Genomic DNA, 14,658 nt, shown 5'->3' with positions numbered 1-14,658 from the left:
CGGCGGGTCCGGCCGCCGCTCCGCGCCGCGGGCCGGGACACCGGCGGGTGCGCGGCCCGGCCGGCCGGCCCGCCCGGCTGACCGCCGAGTGCGCCCTGCTCGGCCTCGTCGCCGGGGCGGCCGTGGTGGCCCCCTGGACCCGGGCCGGCTACCTGCTGCTGCTGGACTGGGTGTCCGGGCCGCACCAGGCGATCAATCCCGGCCTGTACGGCCTCGACCCGGCCGCCCTGGACGCGCTGCCGTACCGGCTGGCCACGCAGGTGCTGCGGGAGGCCGTCGGGCCGGGGGCGACCAGCTGGCTGATGATCCTGCTGTACTTCCCCCTGGCCGCCGGTGGCGTGTCGGCGCTGGTCCGCGGCGGCCGGCTGCGGCGCTACCCGGCGGCGCTGTTCGTCTGCTGCAACCCGTTCGTGGTCGAGCGCATCCAGGCCGGGCACGTGCCGTTCCTGGTCTCCGTCGCGCTGCTGTGCTGGCTGCTGGCCTCGGCGCTGCACGCCCGCCGCCGCGGGCACTGGTTCGCCGCCCGCCCGGCGGGCTGGTACGCGCTGGCCATGGCCGTCGGCCCGCACGCCGCCTGGCTGGGCGGTGCGGGCCTGCTCGCCGTGGCCCTGCTGCCCCGCCCGCGCCGCACCGACCTGGTCCGCACCGTGCTGGTGGTGTGCGCCGCGGGCGGCATCTACGCGTACGCCCTGGCCGTGCTGGCCAGCGCGATCCTGACCGTCCGGGTCGGCGCGGGCGACCTGCAGGTGTACGCGCCGCACGCGGGCCCCGGCGGCCTGCCGGCGACGCTGGTGTCGCTGCGCGGCTTCTGGCGCGGCGCCGCCGACAGCAGCCCGCAGCTGGGCCTGGGTTTCGCGCCGGCCGCGTTGATGGTCGTGGCCGCGCTGACCGGGCTGGTCCGGCTGGTCCGGCACGACCGCGCCACCGGGACGGTCCTGGCGGTGCTCGCACCGGCCGGGCTGCTGCTCGGCGCGGGCATCCACGGCCCGCTGGCCGCCGCCTACCAGGCCGCCTTCGACCTCGTCCCGCTCTTCGCGGCCATGCGCGAGCAGCAGAAATGGGTGGCGCTGACGATGATCGCCTACGCGGCGGGGATCGGCGCGGCGGTGGAGGGCCTGGCCGTCGCGTGCCGCCGCGCGCGGCTGCCGGTGCTGCGGCTGACCGCGGCCGGGACCCTGCTGGCGGTCAGCACCGTGTACGTCGCCGTCGCGCCGTCGCTGTTCTGGGGCCTGGGCGGCAGCGTGCCGGTCAGCAACTACCCGGCGTCCTGGTACGCCGCCGACGCCATGATGGGCGCCGGTGACGAGGCGGTGCTGTTCCTGCCCTGGCACGAGTACCAGCCGTTCACGTTCACCGGTTCCCGCACGGTGGCCACTCCGGCCGCGGCGTTCTTCCGCCGTCCGGTGCTCAGCAGCGACGCGGTGGAGCTCGGGCCGGTCCGGACGAACTCGGTGTCGCGGCGGATGGCGTACGTGCAGCGGCTGGTGGCGGCCGGCGGCGCCGGGGGACTCGGGCGGCTGGTCGCGCCGCTCGGGGTGCGCTACGTGGCGCTCGCCCGGGACCGCGAGACCGGGGTGTACGCGTGGCTGGAGCGGCAGGGCGACCTGACCCGGATCCTGCGCACCCCGGACCTGGATCTCTACCGGGTCGAGCCGGCCGGCACGGGCCGGGTGGTGGCGGCGCGTTCCGGCGACTACGCCCGGGCGGTGGGCTGGGCGGCGCGCGGGGCGCTGGGCACCGAGGCGGTGCTGGTGGACGGTCCGGACCGGGGGCCCGTTCCGTCGTCGTCGTCCGGGGGGATCCACCGGGTGAGCTCGACGAGCTGGCGGGTGCGGGCCGGGGCGCCGGGCTGGGTGGTCATCCCGGAGGAGTGGTCGCCCGGCTGGGCCGCCGGTGGCCGGCCGACCCGGCGGACGGTCGCCGGAACGCTGGCTGTCGAGGTGGGCGCCGGGGCGGTGACGGTGCGGTACACGCCTTGGCGGTGGTTGCGGCTGGGGCTGATCACGTCGTTGCTGTCGCTGGTCGTGCTGCTCGTCGCCGGGCTGGTGGAGCACCGCCGGGAGCTGTCGCAGTGGTGGGCGGTGCCGGGCGCGAGCGCCGGATCCGGCCCGCGGCCGGGACGGTCCCGCGGGATCAGGCGGCCTCGCCGAAGGAGCGCAGCGAGCTGAGCGCCTGCGGGCGGACGATGACGGTGACCGGCGCGACGGCCGGGCGGTACTGGCCGGTCAGGTTGCGGCCGTAGATGACGAACGTGTCGCGGATGGTGCGCAGGATGGCCTTGCTGGTCACGGTCGAGCCGGCGACCCGCTCGCTGAGCCGGACCGGGGCGCCGACGAAGCCGCGGATGCCGGCGGCCTTGGCGGCGACGAAGAACTCCAGGTCGAAGGCGAAGCGACGCTCGCGCAGCCGGGGCAGCAGGTCGGCGAGCACGTCGCGGCGCAGCACCTTGCAGCCGGTCTGGGTGTCCCGCATGCCCAGCAGGAACAGCAGCGTCACCAGCGTGGAGTAGAAGGTCGAGACCAGCTTGCGGAACGGCGAGGAGGCGCTCACCGAGGCGGCGTGCCGCTTGTCGGCGTAGACGCCGGCGTGCCCGCCGTCGCGCGCCAGCAGCAGGTACTCGACCAGGTGCTCGGGGTCGATGTCGCCGTCGGCGTCGACGAAGCCGACCCAGGAGCCGCGGGCCGCGGCGAAGCCGAGGTGCAGCGCCGCGCCCTTGCCCTGGTTGATCCGGCTGTCGACGACCCGGACCCCGGCGATGCCGTCGAGGCTGCGCTCGGAGCCGTCGGTGGAGCCGTCCGAGACCGCGATGACCTCGAACGCGATGGCCGCGTCGGTCAGGCAGCGGACCAGGCGCTCGACGGTCGGCCGGAGCGCCGCGCCGGGGTTGTAGAAGGGGACCACGACGCTCAGCTCGACACCCGCGTCGGCCGGCGACCACAGGCGCGTGGCGTCGTACAGCTTGGCCGGGGCCGAGGGGGCGGCGGGTGCGGGGGCGAGCATCGTGTTGGTCATGCCGCCTAGTTCGGCGGCCTACCTCAACGCAACCTCTGGCCACCTTAAAGGGTTCGGCAAGGCTGTTCCGGGCCCCGGCGGGGCGGCTCCGCACCCGGACGGCAACCTGGGCGTGTCACGCTCTGCGCATGAGTGGTTCACGTCTGCGCAGATCGGCGCCCCTGGTGCTGCTGACCGCGGCCACCCTCGGCGCGCTCGGCGCCGAGGGGGCGGCGCTGGCGGACGGACCCGGCTACGGCGGCACCGCCGACGCCCTGACCGTGCAGTGGCAGCCGCCGGAGGACACGCGCTCGGAGGGGCTGGCTGTTTACGCGGTCGGCTTCCGTGGCGGCTCGACCGTCAGCCTGCGGGTGGGATCGGCCGACACGCGGGCGGTGACGGCGGACCCGTCGGGCGCCGTGCGGGTGCTCGTGGTCGACCGGAACGCCGTCGCGCCGGCGCCGGCCGGCGCGGACACCGTCCTGCTGCCGATCGAGCACGTCGCCGGGGGGCAGTTCGCCGCGGGCATGACGGTGTCGGCGGTGGGCGAGACCCCGGCCGGGGTGATCCGCAACCTGGTCGGCGCGATCCCGCCGCCCGAGGCCGGCCCGGGCGTGCAGGACGTGCTGCGCTGGGGTGTCGCCCTGGCCCTGGCGGCCGGGGGCGTCGGCTGGGTCCGGCGGCGCGGCCCGGGCGGGAACCTGATCCAGCGGTACCGGCATCCGGCGCGGCACCGGGCCTGAGCCGGGCGGGGCCGACGCCGGGGAGGCCCGCCTCCCGGTGCGGAGGGCGGGCCGGCGGGGACCTCGGGGCTCAGGGTTCGAAGCGGTAGCCGACGCCGCGGAGGGTGCGGATGTGGCGCGGCGACGACGCCGACTCGCCCAGCTTCTTGCGCAGGTTGCCGACGTGCACGTCGATGATGTGGTCGTCGCCGTACCAGTTGTCGCCCCAGACGTCCTCGAGCAGCTGGTTGCGGGTGAAGGTGCGGCGGGGCGCGGACGACAGCAGGTCCAGCAGCCCGAATTCGATCTTGGTGAGGTCGAGGACCCGGCCGTCGACGGTGACCTCGCGCACGTCCGGATCGATGCGCAGCGAGCCGTACTCGCGGATGGCCGCGTTCGGGGTGGCCGCCGCGGCGCGGGGACGGCGGCGCATGGCCTGGATGCGCGCCGCGAGCTCGCGGGGCGAGAAGGGTTTGGTCACGTAGTCGTCGGCGCCCACGGACAGGCCGACGATCTTGTCGACCTCGTCGGTCCGGCCGGTCACCATGACGATGTAGGCGTCGGTGAACTGGCGGATCCGCCGGCACACCTCGATGCCGTCGACGCCGGGCAGGCCGAGGTCGAGGATGGCGATGTCGGGCCGCTCGCTCTGGGCCAGCTCCACCGCCGAGATGCCGTCGGTGGCCACCACGACGTCGAAGCCCTCCTTCTCCAGCAGATGCCGGCAGAGCAGCATGAACTCGGGGGAGTCCTCGACGACGAGCGCACGTGGCCTGGACACGCGGCCTCCGTTTCTCTGCTGGACGGCTGCGGCGCCGCGGAGCGGGCCGGCTGCGTTCGGTGCTGACCGAGACCTATCGGCCGGAACCTTCACCGGTGAAGGGCTCGCGGTGCGTGAGTCCCGGCTCAGTACGTGATCCGCGCCCGCTCCGGCAGCGGGCCGGGGCGGGCCATGAAGTAGCCCTGGCCCAGCCGGACCCCCAGCGACCTCAGCTTCTCGTGCTCGGCCAGCGTCTCGATGCCCTCGGCGATCAGCATCGCGCCGATGTCCTCGGCGAAGCCGACCAGCGAGCGGGCCAGCGCCATCCGTACCGGGTCGATGTCGATGCCCCGGGTCAGCGTGATGTCGAGCTTGATGATGTCCGGCCGCAGCTGCAGGATGTGGCTCAGGCTGGCGAAGCCCGCCCCCGCGTCGTCGACCGCGATCAGGATGCCGGCGGCCCGCAGCTGCTCGGTCACCGTGATCAGCGACGGGTAGTCGTGCACCTGGGTGTGTTCGGTCAGCTCGACGGCGATGTTGCGGCCCGCGTGGGCCAGCAGCGTGTCGGCGACCCGCGGGGTCAGCAGGGCCTCCACCGACAGGTTGGCGCTCATCCAGGCCTCGGCGGGCATCTCGTGCAGGTAGTCGAACGCCCGCTCCAGCGCCACCAGTTCCAGCTCGACGCCCACCCCGCCGGCCATCGCGGCGGCGAACGCCTCCGCGGGGCTGCCGAAGTGCGCCTCGTCGAACCGCGCCAGCGCCTCGTACGCCTGGACCAGCCCGTCCTCGAGGTGCACGACGGGCTGGAAGGTCGGCTGGATCGCCTGGAAGTCGATGATCTCGCGGAGGTTGTGCATGGCGGGCATCGTGAGCGTCATGCTGCTCCGATCGGCCGCGACCCTCAAGACGGGCTCTGCCCGGCGTCAAAACCGGGGCAAGCTCGCGGCGCCGGCGGGCGCCCCCGCACACAACTGACCCCGGCACGCGTCGGACGCGGCCGGGGTCTGGTGGTGAACCAGTGAAGTTGTGGGTCCGGGTGCGGCGGGGCGACGGGCTCAGGACGGGCTGTGCATGGCCTCGCGGGCGCGGTGCAGGCACTCGACGAGCTCGTACGGGTCCACGTCGGCGTCGATGTCGACGTCGATGAAGCCGATCCAGGCGCCGACCGCGCTGGCGAAGCCGTACTCCAGCGCGGCGCCCCGGTCGCGGATGTCGGGGTCGCTGCTGACCCAGGTGCCGTGCAGGCCGGCCAGGGTGTACTCGGAGCCGTCGGTGCTCTCGGTGGCGACGGCGATGATCTGGAACGAGACGTTCTGGGCGTACAGCACCTCGGTGATGCGCTGCACGGTGTGGCGCAGGGCGCTACCGGGGTTGCGGAACGGCACCACGACCGAGAACTCCACGGTCGGGCACGGCGTGCCGGAGGGGAAGACGACGGGCGGGCTGGCAATCATGTGCGCAACGGTCATGCCGCTTAGTTCGGCGGCGACCGTCAACGCAGTTTCAGCCCCACCTCAAGAGCGGGGCAAGGCTCCGCGATCTTTCCGGACGGTGATCGGCGAAGTGAGTCATGGTTTTCACCGTCGTAACACGACCTACCCGCGCAGGTAACGGCTGGTGGAGAGCCTGCTGCCATGGCCGACTCGACCGGGCCGGTGACGCCCGCGGGCGCTTCCGCCCCCGACGCACCCGCCGGGCCGCTGTCCGGCTTCACCATCGCCGTGACCGCCGAGCGGCGCCGGGAGGAGCTGTCCGCGCTGTTCGAGCGGCGTGGGGCCAAGGTGCTGGTCGCGCCCGCGATCACCATCGTGCCGCTCGGCGACGACCAGGCCCTGCACGCGGCCACCGAGGCCTGCGTCGGGCTGGCCCCCGACATCGTGGTGGCCACCACCGGGATCGGCTTCCGGGGCTGGCTGGAGGCGGCCGAGGGCTGGGGGATGGGCGACACCCTGCGGGCCGCGCTCAACCGGGCCCGGCTCATCGCCCGCGGCGCCAAGCCGTGCGGGGCGATCCGGGCCGCCGACCTGCGCGAGGACTGGTCCGCGGTGACCGAGTCGTCCGAGGAGATCCTGGCGCGGCTGCTGGAGCAGGGCATCGCCGGGCGGCGCATCGCCGTGCAGCTGCACGGCGGGCCGCAGGCGGAGTTCACCGGCGCCCTGCGGGCCGCCGGCGCCGCCGTCGTGGAGATCCCGGTCTACCGGTGGACGCTGCCGGGCGACCTCGCGCCGGTACGCCGCCTCGTCGCCCTGCTCAGCGCGGGCCAGATCGACGCGGTCACCTTCACCAGCGCTCCCGCCGTGCAGGCCCTGCTGGAGATCGCCGGGGACAGCGCGGAGGAGGTGCTCGACCGGTTCCGGGGCGGCACCATGGCCGCCTGCGTCGGCCCGGTCACCGCCGCCTCGCTGGTCGAGCGGGACGTGCCCGTGGTGACCCCGCCCCGGTCCCGGCTGGGCGCCCTGGTCAAGGTCGTCACGGACGAGCTGCCGCGGCGGGCCGCCCGGCTCGGCGTGGCCGGCACGGTCCTGGAGATCCGTGGCCACGCGGTGCTCATCGACGGCCGGGTGCAGGCGCTCCCGCCGGCCGCGATGGCCATCCTCGGCACGCTCGCCACCCGGCCGGGGGCGGTGGTGTCGAAGGACCGCCTGGCCGCCGCCCTGCCCCGCGGCACCGACGGGCACGCGGTGGACGTGGCGATCGCCCGGCTGCGGACGGCGCTCGGCCCGGGCGGGCACATCGAGACCATCATCAAGCGCGGCTACCGGCTCCGCGTCGACGAGCCGGCCGCGTGACCGGCGTGCCGCCGAGCCCGTCGACCGGCGCCGCGACCGGCGGACCGGACGGCTCGCCGCCGGTGCTGCTGGCGGTCGCGCACGGCACCCGCTCGGCCACCGGCCAGGCGCAGATCCGGGACCTGGTCGACCGGGTCGCCCGCCGGCGTCCCGACCTGGACGTGCGGCTGGCCTACGTGGACGTGCAGGAGCCGCGGGTCGGCGCGGCGATCCGGGGCGTCCGCGCGGTGGTCGTGCCGCTGCTGCTCTCGGCCGGCTACCACGTGCGGGTCGACATCGCCGAGGCCGTCGCCGCCAACGACGCCGTCGCGGCCGCCCCGCTGGGCCCCGACCCGGTGCTGACCCGCAGCCTGCGCGACCGGATCGGCGACGCCGACGCGGTGGTGCTGGCCGCCGCGGGCTCGTCGGACCCGGCCTGGCGGGCCGACGTCGCCGCGGTCGCCGCCCGGCTCGGCGCCCACGTGGCCTACGCCTCCGGCGCCGAGCGCCGGGTGCCCGACGTGGTGGCCGAGCTGCGCGAGCGGGGCGCCCGGCGGATCACCGTCGCGGCGTACCTGCTGGCCGACGGGCTGTTCTACCGGTCGCTGCACCGGGCCGGGGCCGACGTCGTGACCCCGCCGCTGTGCGCGGATCCGGCCGTGGTGGACCTCGTGCTGGTCCGCTACCGCGATCTCACAACGGCCCCGAGCCGCTTGTAGGGTTTTCCGAACGACACCGCAACCACGACGGTCCGGTGAGGAAACGGTCACCCGCAAGCATCATCGGTGTGACGGTGACCGAGACGCATTGCCCGTACTGCGCGCTGCAGTGCGGCATCGCGCTGACCCCCGAGATCCCCCGGGTCCGCCTCGAGCCCACCGAGTTCCCGGTCAACCGGGGCGGCCTGTGCGCCAAGGGCTGGACCGCGGCCGAGCTGCTCGACCACCGGGACCGGCTGCTCACGCCGCTGGTGCGCAAGGACCCCACCGACCGCGGGAGCCCGCTGCGCGAGGCGACCTGGGACGAGGCGTACGAGCGCATCGTCGGGGGCATCGAACGCTGCCAGCGCGAGTACGGCCGCGACAGCGTCGGCGCGTTCGGCGGCGGCGGCCTGACCAACGAGAAGGCGTACACCCTCGGCAAGTTCGTCCGGGTGGCGCTGCGGTCCGCGTCGATCGACTACAACGGGCGCTTCTGCATGTCCTCGGCGGCCACCGCCGCGAACCGGACCCTCGGCGTCGACCGGGGCCTGCCGTTCCCGCTGGAGGACGTGGCCCAGGCCCGCACGGTGCTGCTGGTCGGGGCCAACCCGGCCGACGCGATGCCGCCGTCCATGCAGTACCTCGACGCCGGGCGGGCCGAGGGGGCGCGGCACATCGTCGTGGACCCGCGCCGCACGGCGACCGCCGCGGGCGCGTACCGGCATCTGCAGCCCCTGCCCGGCACGGACCTGGCGCTGGCCAACGGCCTGCTGCACATCGCTCTCCGGGAGGGCCTGGTCGACGAGGAGTACATCCGGGACCGGACCACCGGCTTCGACGGCGTGCGGGCCGCGGTCGCCTCCTACTGGCCGGAACGCGTCGAGCGGATGACCGGGGTCAGCGAGGCGCACCTGCGGGAGACCGTCCGGCTGCTGGCCACCGAGCGGCCCTCGATGATCCTCACCGCCCGCGGCGCCGAGCAGCACAGCAACGGCACCGACACCGCGCAGGCCTACCTGAACCTCGCGCTCGCCCTGGGCCTGGTCGGGCGGCCCCACTCCGGCTACGGCACCATCACCGGCCAGGGCAACGGCCAGGGCGGCCGCGAGCACGGGCAGAAGGCCGACCAGCTGCCGGGCTACCGCCGGCTGGACGACCCGGCCGCCCGGGCCCACGTCGCCGCCGTCTGGGGCGTCGACCCGGACGAGCTGCCGCAGCCCGGCCGCAGCGCGTACGAGATGCTCGACCGTCTCGGCACCGACGGCGGCGTGCGGGCGCTGCTCGTGCTGGCCAGCAACATGGCCGTCTCCGCGCCGCACGCCGGGCACGTCATCGACCGGCTGCGCGCGCTGGACCTGCTGGTCGTCTCCGACATCTTCCTCTCCGAGACCGCGGCGCTGGCCGACGTGGTGCTGCCCACGGCCCAGTTCGCCGAGGAGGAGGGCACGATGACCAACCTGGAGGGCCGGGTCATCCGCCGCCGGAGGGCGCTGCCGCCGCCCCCGGACGTCCGCACCGACCTGCAGTTCCTCGCCGGGCTGGCGGACCGGCTGGGCCGCGGGCGGTTCTTCAGCGACGACCCGCGGACGGTCTTCGACGAGCTGCGCCGGGCCAGCGCCGGCGGGATCGCCGACTACGCCGGCATCACCTACGAGCGGATCGAGGCCGAGCGGGGCGTCTTCTGGCCGTGCCCGGCCGAGGACCACCCGGGTACGCCGCGACTGTTCGCCGACTCGTTCCCGACCGCGGACGGGCGGGCGAAGTTCGTCCGCGTCGAGCACCGCGACCCGCACGAGATGCCCGACCGCGACTACCCGTACGTGCTCACCACCGGCCGCACCATGCAGCAGTACCAGAGCGGCAACCAGACCCGCCGGGTCTCCGCCCTGACCCTGTCGCTGCCCGAGCCCCGCGTCGAGCTGCACCCCGACCTGGCCCGCCGGCTCGACATCGCCGACAGCGACATGGTCGAGCTGTCCAGCCGCCGGGGCCGGGCGGTGTTCCGGGCCCGGCTCAACCCCGGCATCCGGCCGGACACCGTCTTCGCGCCGTTCCACTGGGGCGGCGACCAGGCCGTCAACCTGCTCACCGACCCGGCCCTCGACCGGCACTCCAAGATGCCCGCCTTCAAGGCGTGCGCGGTCGCCATCACGAAAGGAACTCCCAGGTGAACTCCATACCCCGCTTCCTGCAGGGCGTCTTCCCGTTCGAGGGCAAGGGCCTGGACCAGCCGGCCCCGATCGGCGTGCCGGGCTACGTCGTGCCCGCCGGCGTCGTCGCGCAGGCCGTCTACTTCCGCGGCGGCAACTCCGCGGACGAGCTCATCTGCCTGGTGCTGATGCGCGACGGCGAGCCGATGCGGTACTTCCCGATCGGCGCCAAGGGTGACGTGCACATCCCACTGCGCGTGGTGGAGGACCTGGACTCCGGCACCGCGGTGGAGCTGTGGCTGGCCGCGCCGGCCGGGGTGACCGGCACCGTAGTCGTCGATCTCGGACTGGTGGAGGTCTGATGAGCGGGACGGAGAGGCTACGGTCCGAACCACGACGTGAGGACGAGCGCCGAGCCGCGGAGCGCGGGCAGGCGCAGCCTCCGCGACTGGTCGTCATCGGCAACGGCATGGCCGGCGCCCGGACGGTGGAGGAGATCCTCAGCCGCGGCGGCGACTTCGCCATCACGATGTTCGGTGACGAGCCGTACGGCAACTACAACCGGATCATGCTCTCCAACGTCCTGGCCGGCGTGGAGGACGAGTCGGGCATCTTCCTCAACGACCTGAGCTGGTACACCGACAACGGCATCACCCTGCACGCGGGCCGCCGGATCAGCCGGATCGACCGGTTCGCCAAGCAGGTGTACGCCGAGGACGGCACCGCCACGCCGTACGACAAGCTGATCATCGCCACCGGCAGCCGGGCCTTCGTCCCGCCGATCCCCGGCATCCACCGCCCCGGCCGCGGCTACCACCAGGGCGTCTTCGCGTTCCGCACGCTGGACGACACCCGCAGCATGATCCGCTACGCCCGCGAGCACGAGCGCGCGGTGGTCATCGGCGGCGGCCTGCTGGGCCTGGAGGCGGCCCGCGGCCTGCAGAACCACGTCTCGCACGTGACCCTGCTGCACGCCATGGGACACCTGATGAACACCCAGCTCGACGCCCAGGCCGGCGCGATCCTGCAGCGCAGCGTGGAGCAGCTGGGCATCGAGGTGGTCTGCGACGCGATGACCACCGAGATCCTGGGCAAGCACGCGGTCACCGGGGTCAAGCTGGCCGACGGCCGGGTCATCGACTGCGACGTGGTCGTGGTCGCCGCCGGCATCCGGGCCAACACCGAGGTGGCCGCGGCCAGCGGGCTGGTCGTCGAGCGCGGCATCGTGGTCGACGACCAGATGCGCGCCCAGGACGAGCCGGACATCTACGTGGTGGGGGAGTGCGCCCAGCACCGCGGCGAGACGTACGGGCTGGTCGCCCCGCTGTGGGACCAGGCCAAGGTGCTGGCCGACCACCTCACCGGCCGGGACCCGCGGGCCGCGTACCACGGCTCCCGGATCGCCACCAAGCTCAAGGTGGCCGGGGTCGACGTCGCGTCGATGGGCCTCAAGGAGCCCGAGCGCGACGACGACGAGACGCTGATCTTCAGCGAGCCGCGCAAGGGGATCTACAAGAGCGTCATCATCCGCGACGGCCGGCTGGTCGGCGCCACCCTGGTCGGCGACGTCAAGAAGGTCGCGTTCCTCATGCAGGCCTTCGACCGGGGGCTGGCCCTGCCCGAGGACCGCGTCGAGCTGATGTTCGACCTGGGCGGCCCGCCGGCCGAGGTCAGCGCGGCCGAACTGGCCGACGACGCCCAGGTCTGCAACTGCAACGGCGTCACCAAGGCCACGATCGCCGAGACCGTGCACGGCGGCTGCAAGACCGTCAGCGGCGTGATGGACAAGACCCGGGCCGGCAAGGGCTGCGGCACCTGCAAGAGCCTGGTCGCGCAGATCGTCGAGTGGGCCGCCGGCGGCGCCGTCGAGGAGGACCCCAGGGCGAGCTGGTACGTGCCCGGCGTCCCGATGCCCAAGCCGGAGCTGATGGCCGCCATCCGCACCCACGACCTGCGCTCGGTCTCGTCGGTCTTCGCCAAGCTGGTGCCCGGCGGCCAGGAGGACGCCAAGAGCAAGATGGGCCTGGCCTCGCTGCTGAAGATGATGTGGGGCGAGGACTACGTCGACGAGCGCGACGCCCGCTTCATCAACGACCGGGTGCACGCCAACATCCAGCGCGACGGCACGTTCTCCGTGGTGCCGCAGATGAAGGGCGGGGTCACCACCCCGGCCCAGCTCAAGCGGATCGCCGAGGTGGCCGAGAAGCACGCCGTACCGATGGTCAAGCTGACCGGCGGGCAGCGCATCGACCTGCTCGGGGTGCCCAAGGAGAAGCTGCCGGAGATCTGGGCCGACCTCGACATGCCCTCCGGCTACGCCTACGGCAAGAGCTTCCGCACGGTGAAGACCTGCGTCGGCTCCGACTTCTGCCGCTTCGGCGTCGGCGACTCCACCGCGCTGGGCATCGCCCTCGAGGAGCGCTACCAGGGCATCGAGGGGCCCGGCAAGATGAAACTCGCGGTCACCGGGTGCCCGCGCAACTGCGCCGAGGCGTACGTGAAGGACCTCGGCGTGGTCGCCATCGACGGCGGCCGCTGGGAGATCTACGTCGGCGGCGCCGCCGGCGCCCACGTCCGCAAGGGCGACCTGCTGGCCACGGTGGAGTCGCCCGACGAGGTGATCACGCTGACCGGGCGCTTCCTGCAGTACTACCGGGAGAACGCCAACTGGCTCGAACGCACCTACGCCTGGGTGCCCCGGGTGGGCATCGAGCACATCCGCGCGGTGGTCGTGGACGACACCGAGGGCCTGGCCGCCGGCCTGGACGCCGCGATGGACGCCTCGGTCGCCGCCTACCGCGATCCCTGGAAGGAACGCGCGCAACCGGCCACGCCCGGGCAGTTCCGCACGTCCCTGCCGCTGGTCGTGCTGCCGCAGGTGCCGGTCCGATGACCGTGCTGGGACACCTCGAGGACATCCCGCCGGGCGAGGGGCGCACCTACGACGTGCACGGCGAGATGGTCGCCGTCTTCCGGCTGCGCGACGGCTCCGTCCGCGCGCTGTCCGCGGTCTGCCCGCACCGCGGCGGACCGCTGGCCGACGGGCAGATCGACCACGAGGTCGTGGTCTGCCCGATGCACCTGATGGCCTTCGACCTGACCACCGGCTGCTCGCTGAGCGGCCAGCCCGACCTCACCGTCTACCCCGTCACCGTCGACGCGGACGGCTACCTCGTCATCGCCTCGCTCACCGCCTCGGAGGTCCCGTCATGACCGCTACCATCCTGGAACGCCCCGCGGCGAGAACCGTCCGCGGCCACTGGATCGACGACTGGCGTCCCGAGGACCGCGCCTTCTGGGACACCACCGGCGCCCCCATCGCCCGGCGCAACCTGATCTTCTCGATCTTCTCCGAGCACATCGGCTTCTCGGTGTGGACCTTGTGGTCGGTGCTGGTGCTGTTCCTCGGCCCCGCGTACGGCATCGACCCGGCCGGCAAGTTCCTGCTCACCGCCGTGCCCGCGCTGGTCGGCGGCGCGCTGCGGATCCCGTACACGTTCGCGGTGGCCCGCTTCGGCGGCCGCAACTGGACCATCATCAGCGCGTCGCTGCTGCTGATCCCGGCGGTGCTGGCGGCGTTCCTGATCGAGCCCGGCGTCTCCTACTCGACGCTGATCGTGCTGGCCGCGGTGGCCGGCGTCGGCGGCGGCAACTTCGCCTCGTCGATGGCCAACATCAACGCGTTCTACCCGGACCGGCTCAAAGGCTGGGCGCTCGGCATCAACGCCGGCGGCGGCAACCTCGGCGTCGCCGCGGTGCAACTGGTCGGCCTGTTCGTGCTGGCCGTCTTCGGCGCCGGGCACCCGGGCATCGTCGCCGGCCTCTACATCCCGCTGATCGTGGTGGCCGTGCTCGGCTCGGCGCTGAAGATGGACAACCTGACCCAGGCCCGCAACGAGAAGCGCGGCATGCGCGACGCGGCCCGCGAGGGCCACACCTGGATCATGGCGCTGCTCTACATCGGCACCTTCGGCTCGTTCATCGGCTTCGGCTTCGCCTTCGGCCAGGTGCTGCAGGTCCAGTTCGCCGACGACTTCAACACCCCGGTCAAGGCGGCCTACCTGACCTTCCTGGGCCCGCTGCTGGGCTCGCTGATCCGCCCGGTCGGCGGGGCGCTGGCCGACCGGCTCGGCGGCGCCCGGGTCACCTTCTGGAACTTCGTCGCGATGGCGGCCGGGGCGAGCGTCGTGCTGCTGGCCTCGCAGCTGCGCTCGCTGCCGCTGTACCTGGTCGGCTTCATCGCGCTGTTCATCTTCAGCGGGATCGGCAACGGCTCGACGTACAAGATGATCCCGCGGATCTTCGCCCTGAAGAACCCGGGGGACGAGCACGAGGGGCGCCGGTTGTCCGGTGCGGTGATCGGCATCGCGGGGGCGATCGGGGCGTTCGGCGGGGTGCTGGTCAATCTGGCCTTCCGGCAGTCGTTCGTTACCTATAAGACGGCGGATGCGGCGTATATCGCGTTCATCGCGTTCTATGCGTTGTGTGTGTTGGTGACCTGGGTGGTTTATCTGCGGTCGTCCGGGCGGAGGCTTGCTGGGGTCTGATCCAGATTGTCGCGGTGGA

General features: G+C 73.6%; 13 protein-coding genes. 9 read left to right on the top strand and 4 right to left on the bottom strand.

Annotation, left to right across the window (positions count from 1 at the left end):
• Window positions 1-47: 47 nt before the first annotated feature.
• A complete protein-coding gene (locus tag Ani05nite_RS20130; RefSeq protein ID WP_203770331.1) occupies window positions 48-2,168 on the top strand; it encodes a hypothetical protein in 2,121 nt (706 codons plus the stop codon).
• On the opposite strand, the gene Ani05nite_RS20125 is transcribed toward Ani05nite_RS20130, so the two are convergent.
• Window positions 2,134-3,012, bottom strand: coding sequence for a glycosyltransferase family 2 protein (locus tag Ani05nite_RS20125; RefSeq protein WP_203770329.1), 879 nt, complete (start codon window positions 3,010-3,012; stop codon window positions 2,134-2,136). The genes Ani05nite_RS20130 and Ani05nite_RS20125 overlap by 35 nt on opposite strands.
• Before the next feature lie 128 nt (window positions 3,013-3,140).
• On the opposite strand from Ani05nite_RS20125, the gene Ani05nite_RS20120 reads away from it, so the two are divergent.
• Entirely contained in the window at window positions 3,141-3,734 is a 594-nt protein-coding gene (locus Ani05nite_RS20120) for a hypothetical protein (protein WP_203770327.1), read from the top strand.
• A gap of 70 nt (window positions 3,735-3,804) precedes the next feature.
• Here Ani05nite_RS20120 and Ani05nite_RS20115 read toward each other — a convergent pair whose 3' ends face one another.
• The 3 genes from Ani05nite_RS20115 to Ani05nite_RS20105 form a co-directional block, all read right to left on the bottom strand.
• Window positions 3,805-4,494, bottom strand: a complete 690-nt coding sequence (locus tag Ani05nite_RS20115) for a response regulator transcription factor (RefSeq protein ID WP_203770325.1) — start codon at window positions 4,492-4,494, stop codon at window positions 3,805-3,807.
• A 125-nt stretch (window positions 4,495-4,619) separates the two neighbouring features.
• Entirely contained in the window at window positions 4,620-5,330 is a 711-nt protein-coding gene (locus Ani05nite_RS20110; RefSeq protein ID WP_239130396.1) for an EAL domain-containing protein, read from the bottom strand.
• A 198-nt stretch (window positions 5,331-5,528) separates the two neighbouring features.
• Complete coding sequence (locus Ani05nite_RS20105; RefSeq protein ID WP_203770321.1) at window positions 5,529-5,927, bottom strand: glycosyltransferase; 399 nt, start codon at window positions 5,925-5,927, stop codon at window positions 5,529-5,531.
• Between the two features lie 180 nt (window positions 5,928-6,107).
• Between Ani05nite_RS20105 and Ani05nite_RS20100 the strand changes: the two genes are divergently transcribed.
• From Ani05nite_RS20100 to Ani05nite_RS20070, 7 genes are all read left to right on the top strand, one after another.
• Window positions 6,108-7,262 carry a uroporphyrinogen-III synthase gene (locus Ani05nite_RS20100; protein WP_203770319.1) on the top strand — a complete coding sequence of 385 codons (1,155 nt, stop codon included), beginning with the start codon at window positions 6,108-6,110 and terminating at the stop codon, window positions 7,260-7,262.
• A complete protein-coding gene (locus Ani05nite_RS20095; protein ID WP_239130393.1) occupies window positions 7,259-7,960 on the top strand; it encodes a sirohydrochlorin chelatase in 702 nt (233 codons plus the stop codon). The genes Ani05nite_RS20100 and Ani05nite_RS20095 overlap by 4 nt, the downstream gene beginning before the upstream one ends.
• A 74-nt stretch (window positions 7,961-8,034) precedes the next feature.
• Window positions 8,035-10,113, top strand: coding sequence for a molybdopterin oxidoreductase family protein (locus tag Ani05nite_RS20090; RefSeq protein ID WP_498367952.1), 2,079 nt, complete (start codon window positions 8,035-8,037; stop codon window positions 10,111-10,113).
• The gene (locus Ani05nite_RS20085) at window positions 10,110-10,454 is read left to right on the top strand and encodes a molybdopterin oxidoreductase (protein WP_203770317.1); all 345 of its coding nucleotides are present in this window, start codon (window positions 10,110-10,112) and stop codon (window positions 10,452-10,454) included. The genes Ani05nite_RS20090 and Ani05nite_RS20085 overlap by 4 nt, the downstream gene beginning before the upstream one ends.
• Window positions 10,454-12,985, top strand: coding sequence for a nitrite reductase large subunit NirB (gene nirB, locus Ani05nite_RS20080; protein ID WP_203770316.1), 2,532 nt, complete (start codon window positions 10,454-10,456; stop codon window positions 12,983-12,985). Before Ani05nite_RS20085 ends, nirB begins: the two co-directional genes overlap by 1 nt.
• Window positions 12,982-13,305, top strand: coding sequence for a Rieske (2Fe-2S) protein (locus Ani05nite_RS20075; protein ID WP_203770315.1), 324 nt, complete (start codon window positions 12,982-12,984; stop codon window positions 13,303-13,305). The genes nirB and Ani05nite_RS20075 overlap by 4 nt, the downstream gene beginning before the upstream one ends.
• Window positions 13,302-14,639 carry a nitrate/nitrite transporter gene (locus tag Ani05nite_RS20070; protein WP_203770314.1) on the top strand — a complete coding sequence of 446 codons (1,338 nt, stop codon included), beginning with the start codon at window positions 13,302-13,304 and terminating at the stop codon, window positions 14,637-14,639. Before Ani05nite_RS20075 ends, Ani05nite_RS20070 begins: the two co-directional genes overlap by 4 nt.
• The last annotated feature ends 19 nt before the right edge of the window (window positions 14,640-14,658 follow it).

The organism is Actinoplanes nipponensis (genome assembly GCF_016862275.1).
GTDB lineage: Bacteria > Actinomycetota > Actinomycetes > Mycobacteriales > Micromonosporaceae > Actinoplanes > Actinoplanes nipponensis.
Note: the sequence above shows the minus strand (reverse complement) of the source record. Positions and strands in the feature narration are given on the sequence as shown.

Coding starts and splice junctions, on each gene's coding strand:
- Ani05nite_RS20125 (WP_203770329.1), bottom strand. CDS start 3,012: ATGACCAACACGATGCTCGCCCCCGCACCCGCCGCCCCCTCGGCCCCG.
- Ani05nite_RS20120 (WP_203770327.1), top strand. CDS start 3,141: ATGAGTGGTTCACGTCTGCGCAGATCGGCGCCCCTGGTGCTGCTGACC.
- Ani05nite_RS20110 (WP_239130396.1), bottom strand. CDS start 5,330: ATGCACAACCTCCGCGAGATCATCGACTTCCAGGCGATCCAGCCGACC.
- Ani05nite_RS20105 (WP_203770321.1), bottom strand. CDS start 5,927: ATGATTGCCAGCCCGCCCGTCGTCTTCCCCTCCGGCACGCCGTGCCCG.
- Ani05nite_RS20100 (WP_203770319.1), top strand. CDS start 6,108: ATGGCCGACTCGACCGGGCCGGTGACGCCCGCGGGCGCTTCCGCCCCC.
- nirB (WP_203770316.1), top strand. CDS start 10,454: ATGAGCGGGACGGAGAGGCTACGGTCCGAACCACGACGTGAGGACGAG.
- Ani05nite_RS20075 (WP_203770315.1), top strand. CDS start 12,982: ATGACCGTGCTGGGACACCTCGAGGACATCCCGCCGGGCGAGGGGCGC.
- Ani05nite_RS20070 (WP_203770314.1), top strand. CDS start 13,302: ATGACCGCTACCATCCTGGAACGCCCCGCGGCGAGAACCGTCCGCGGC.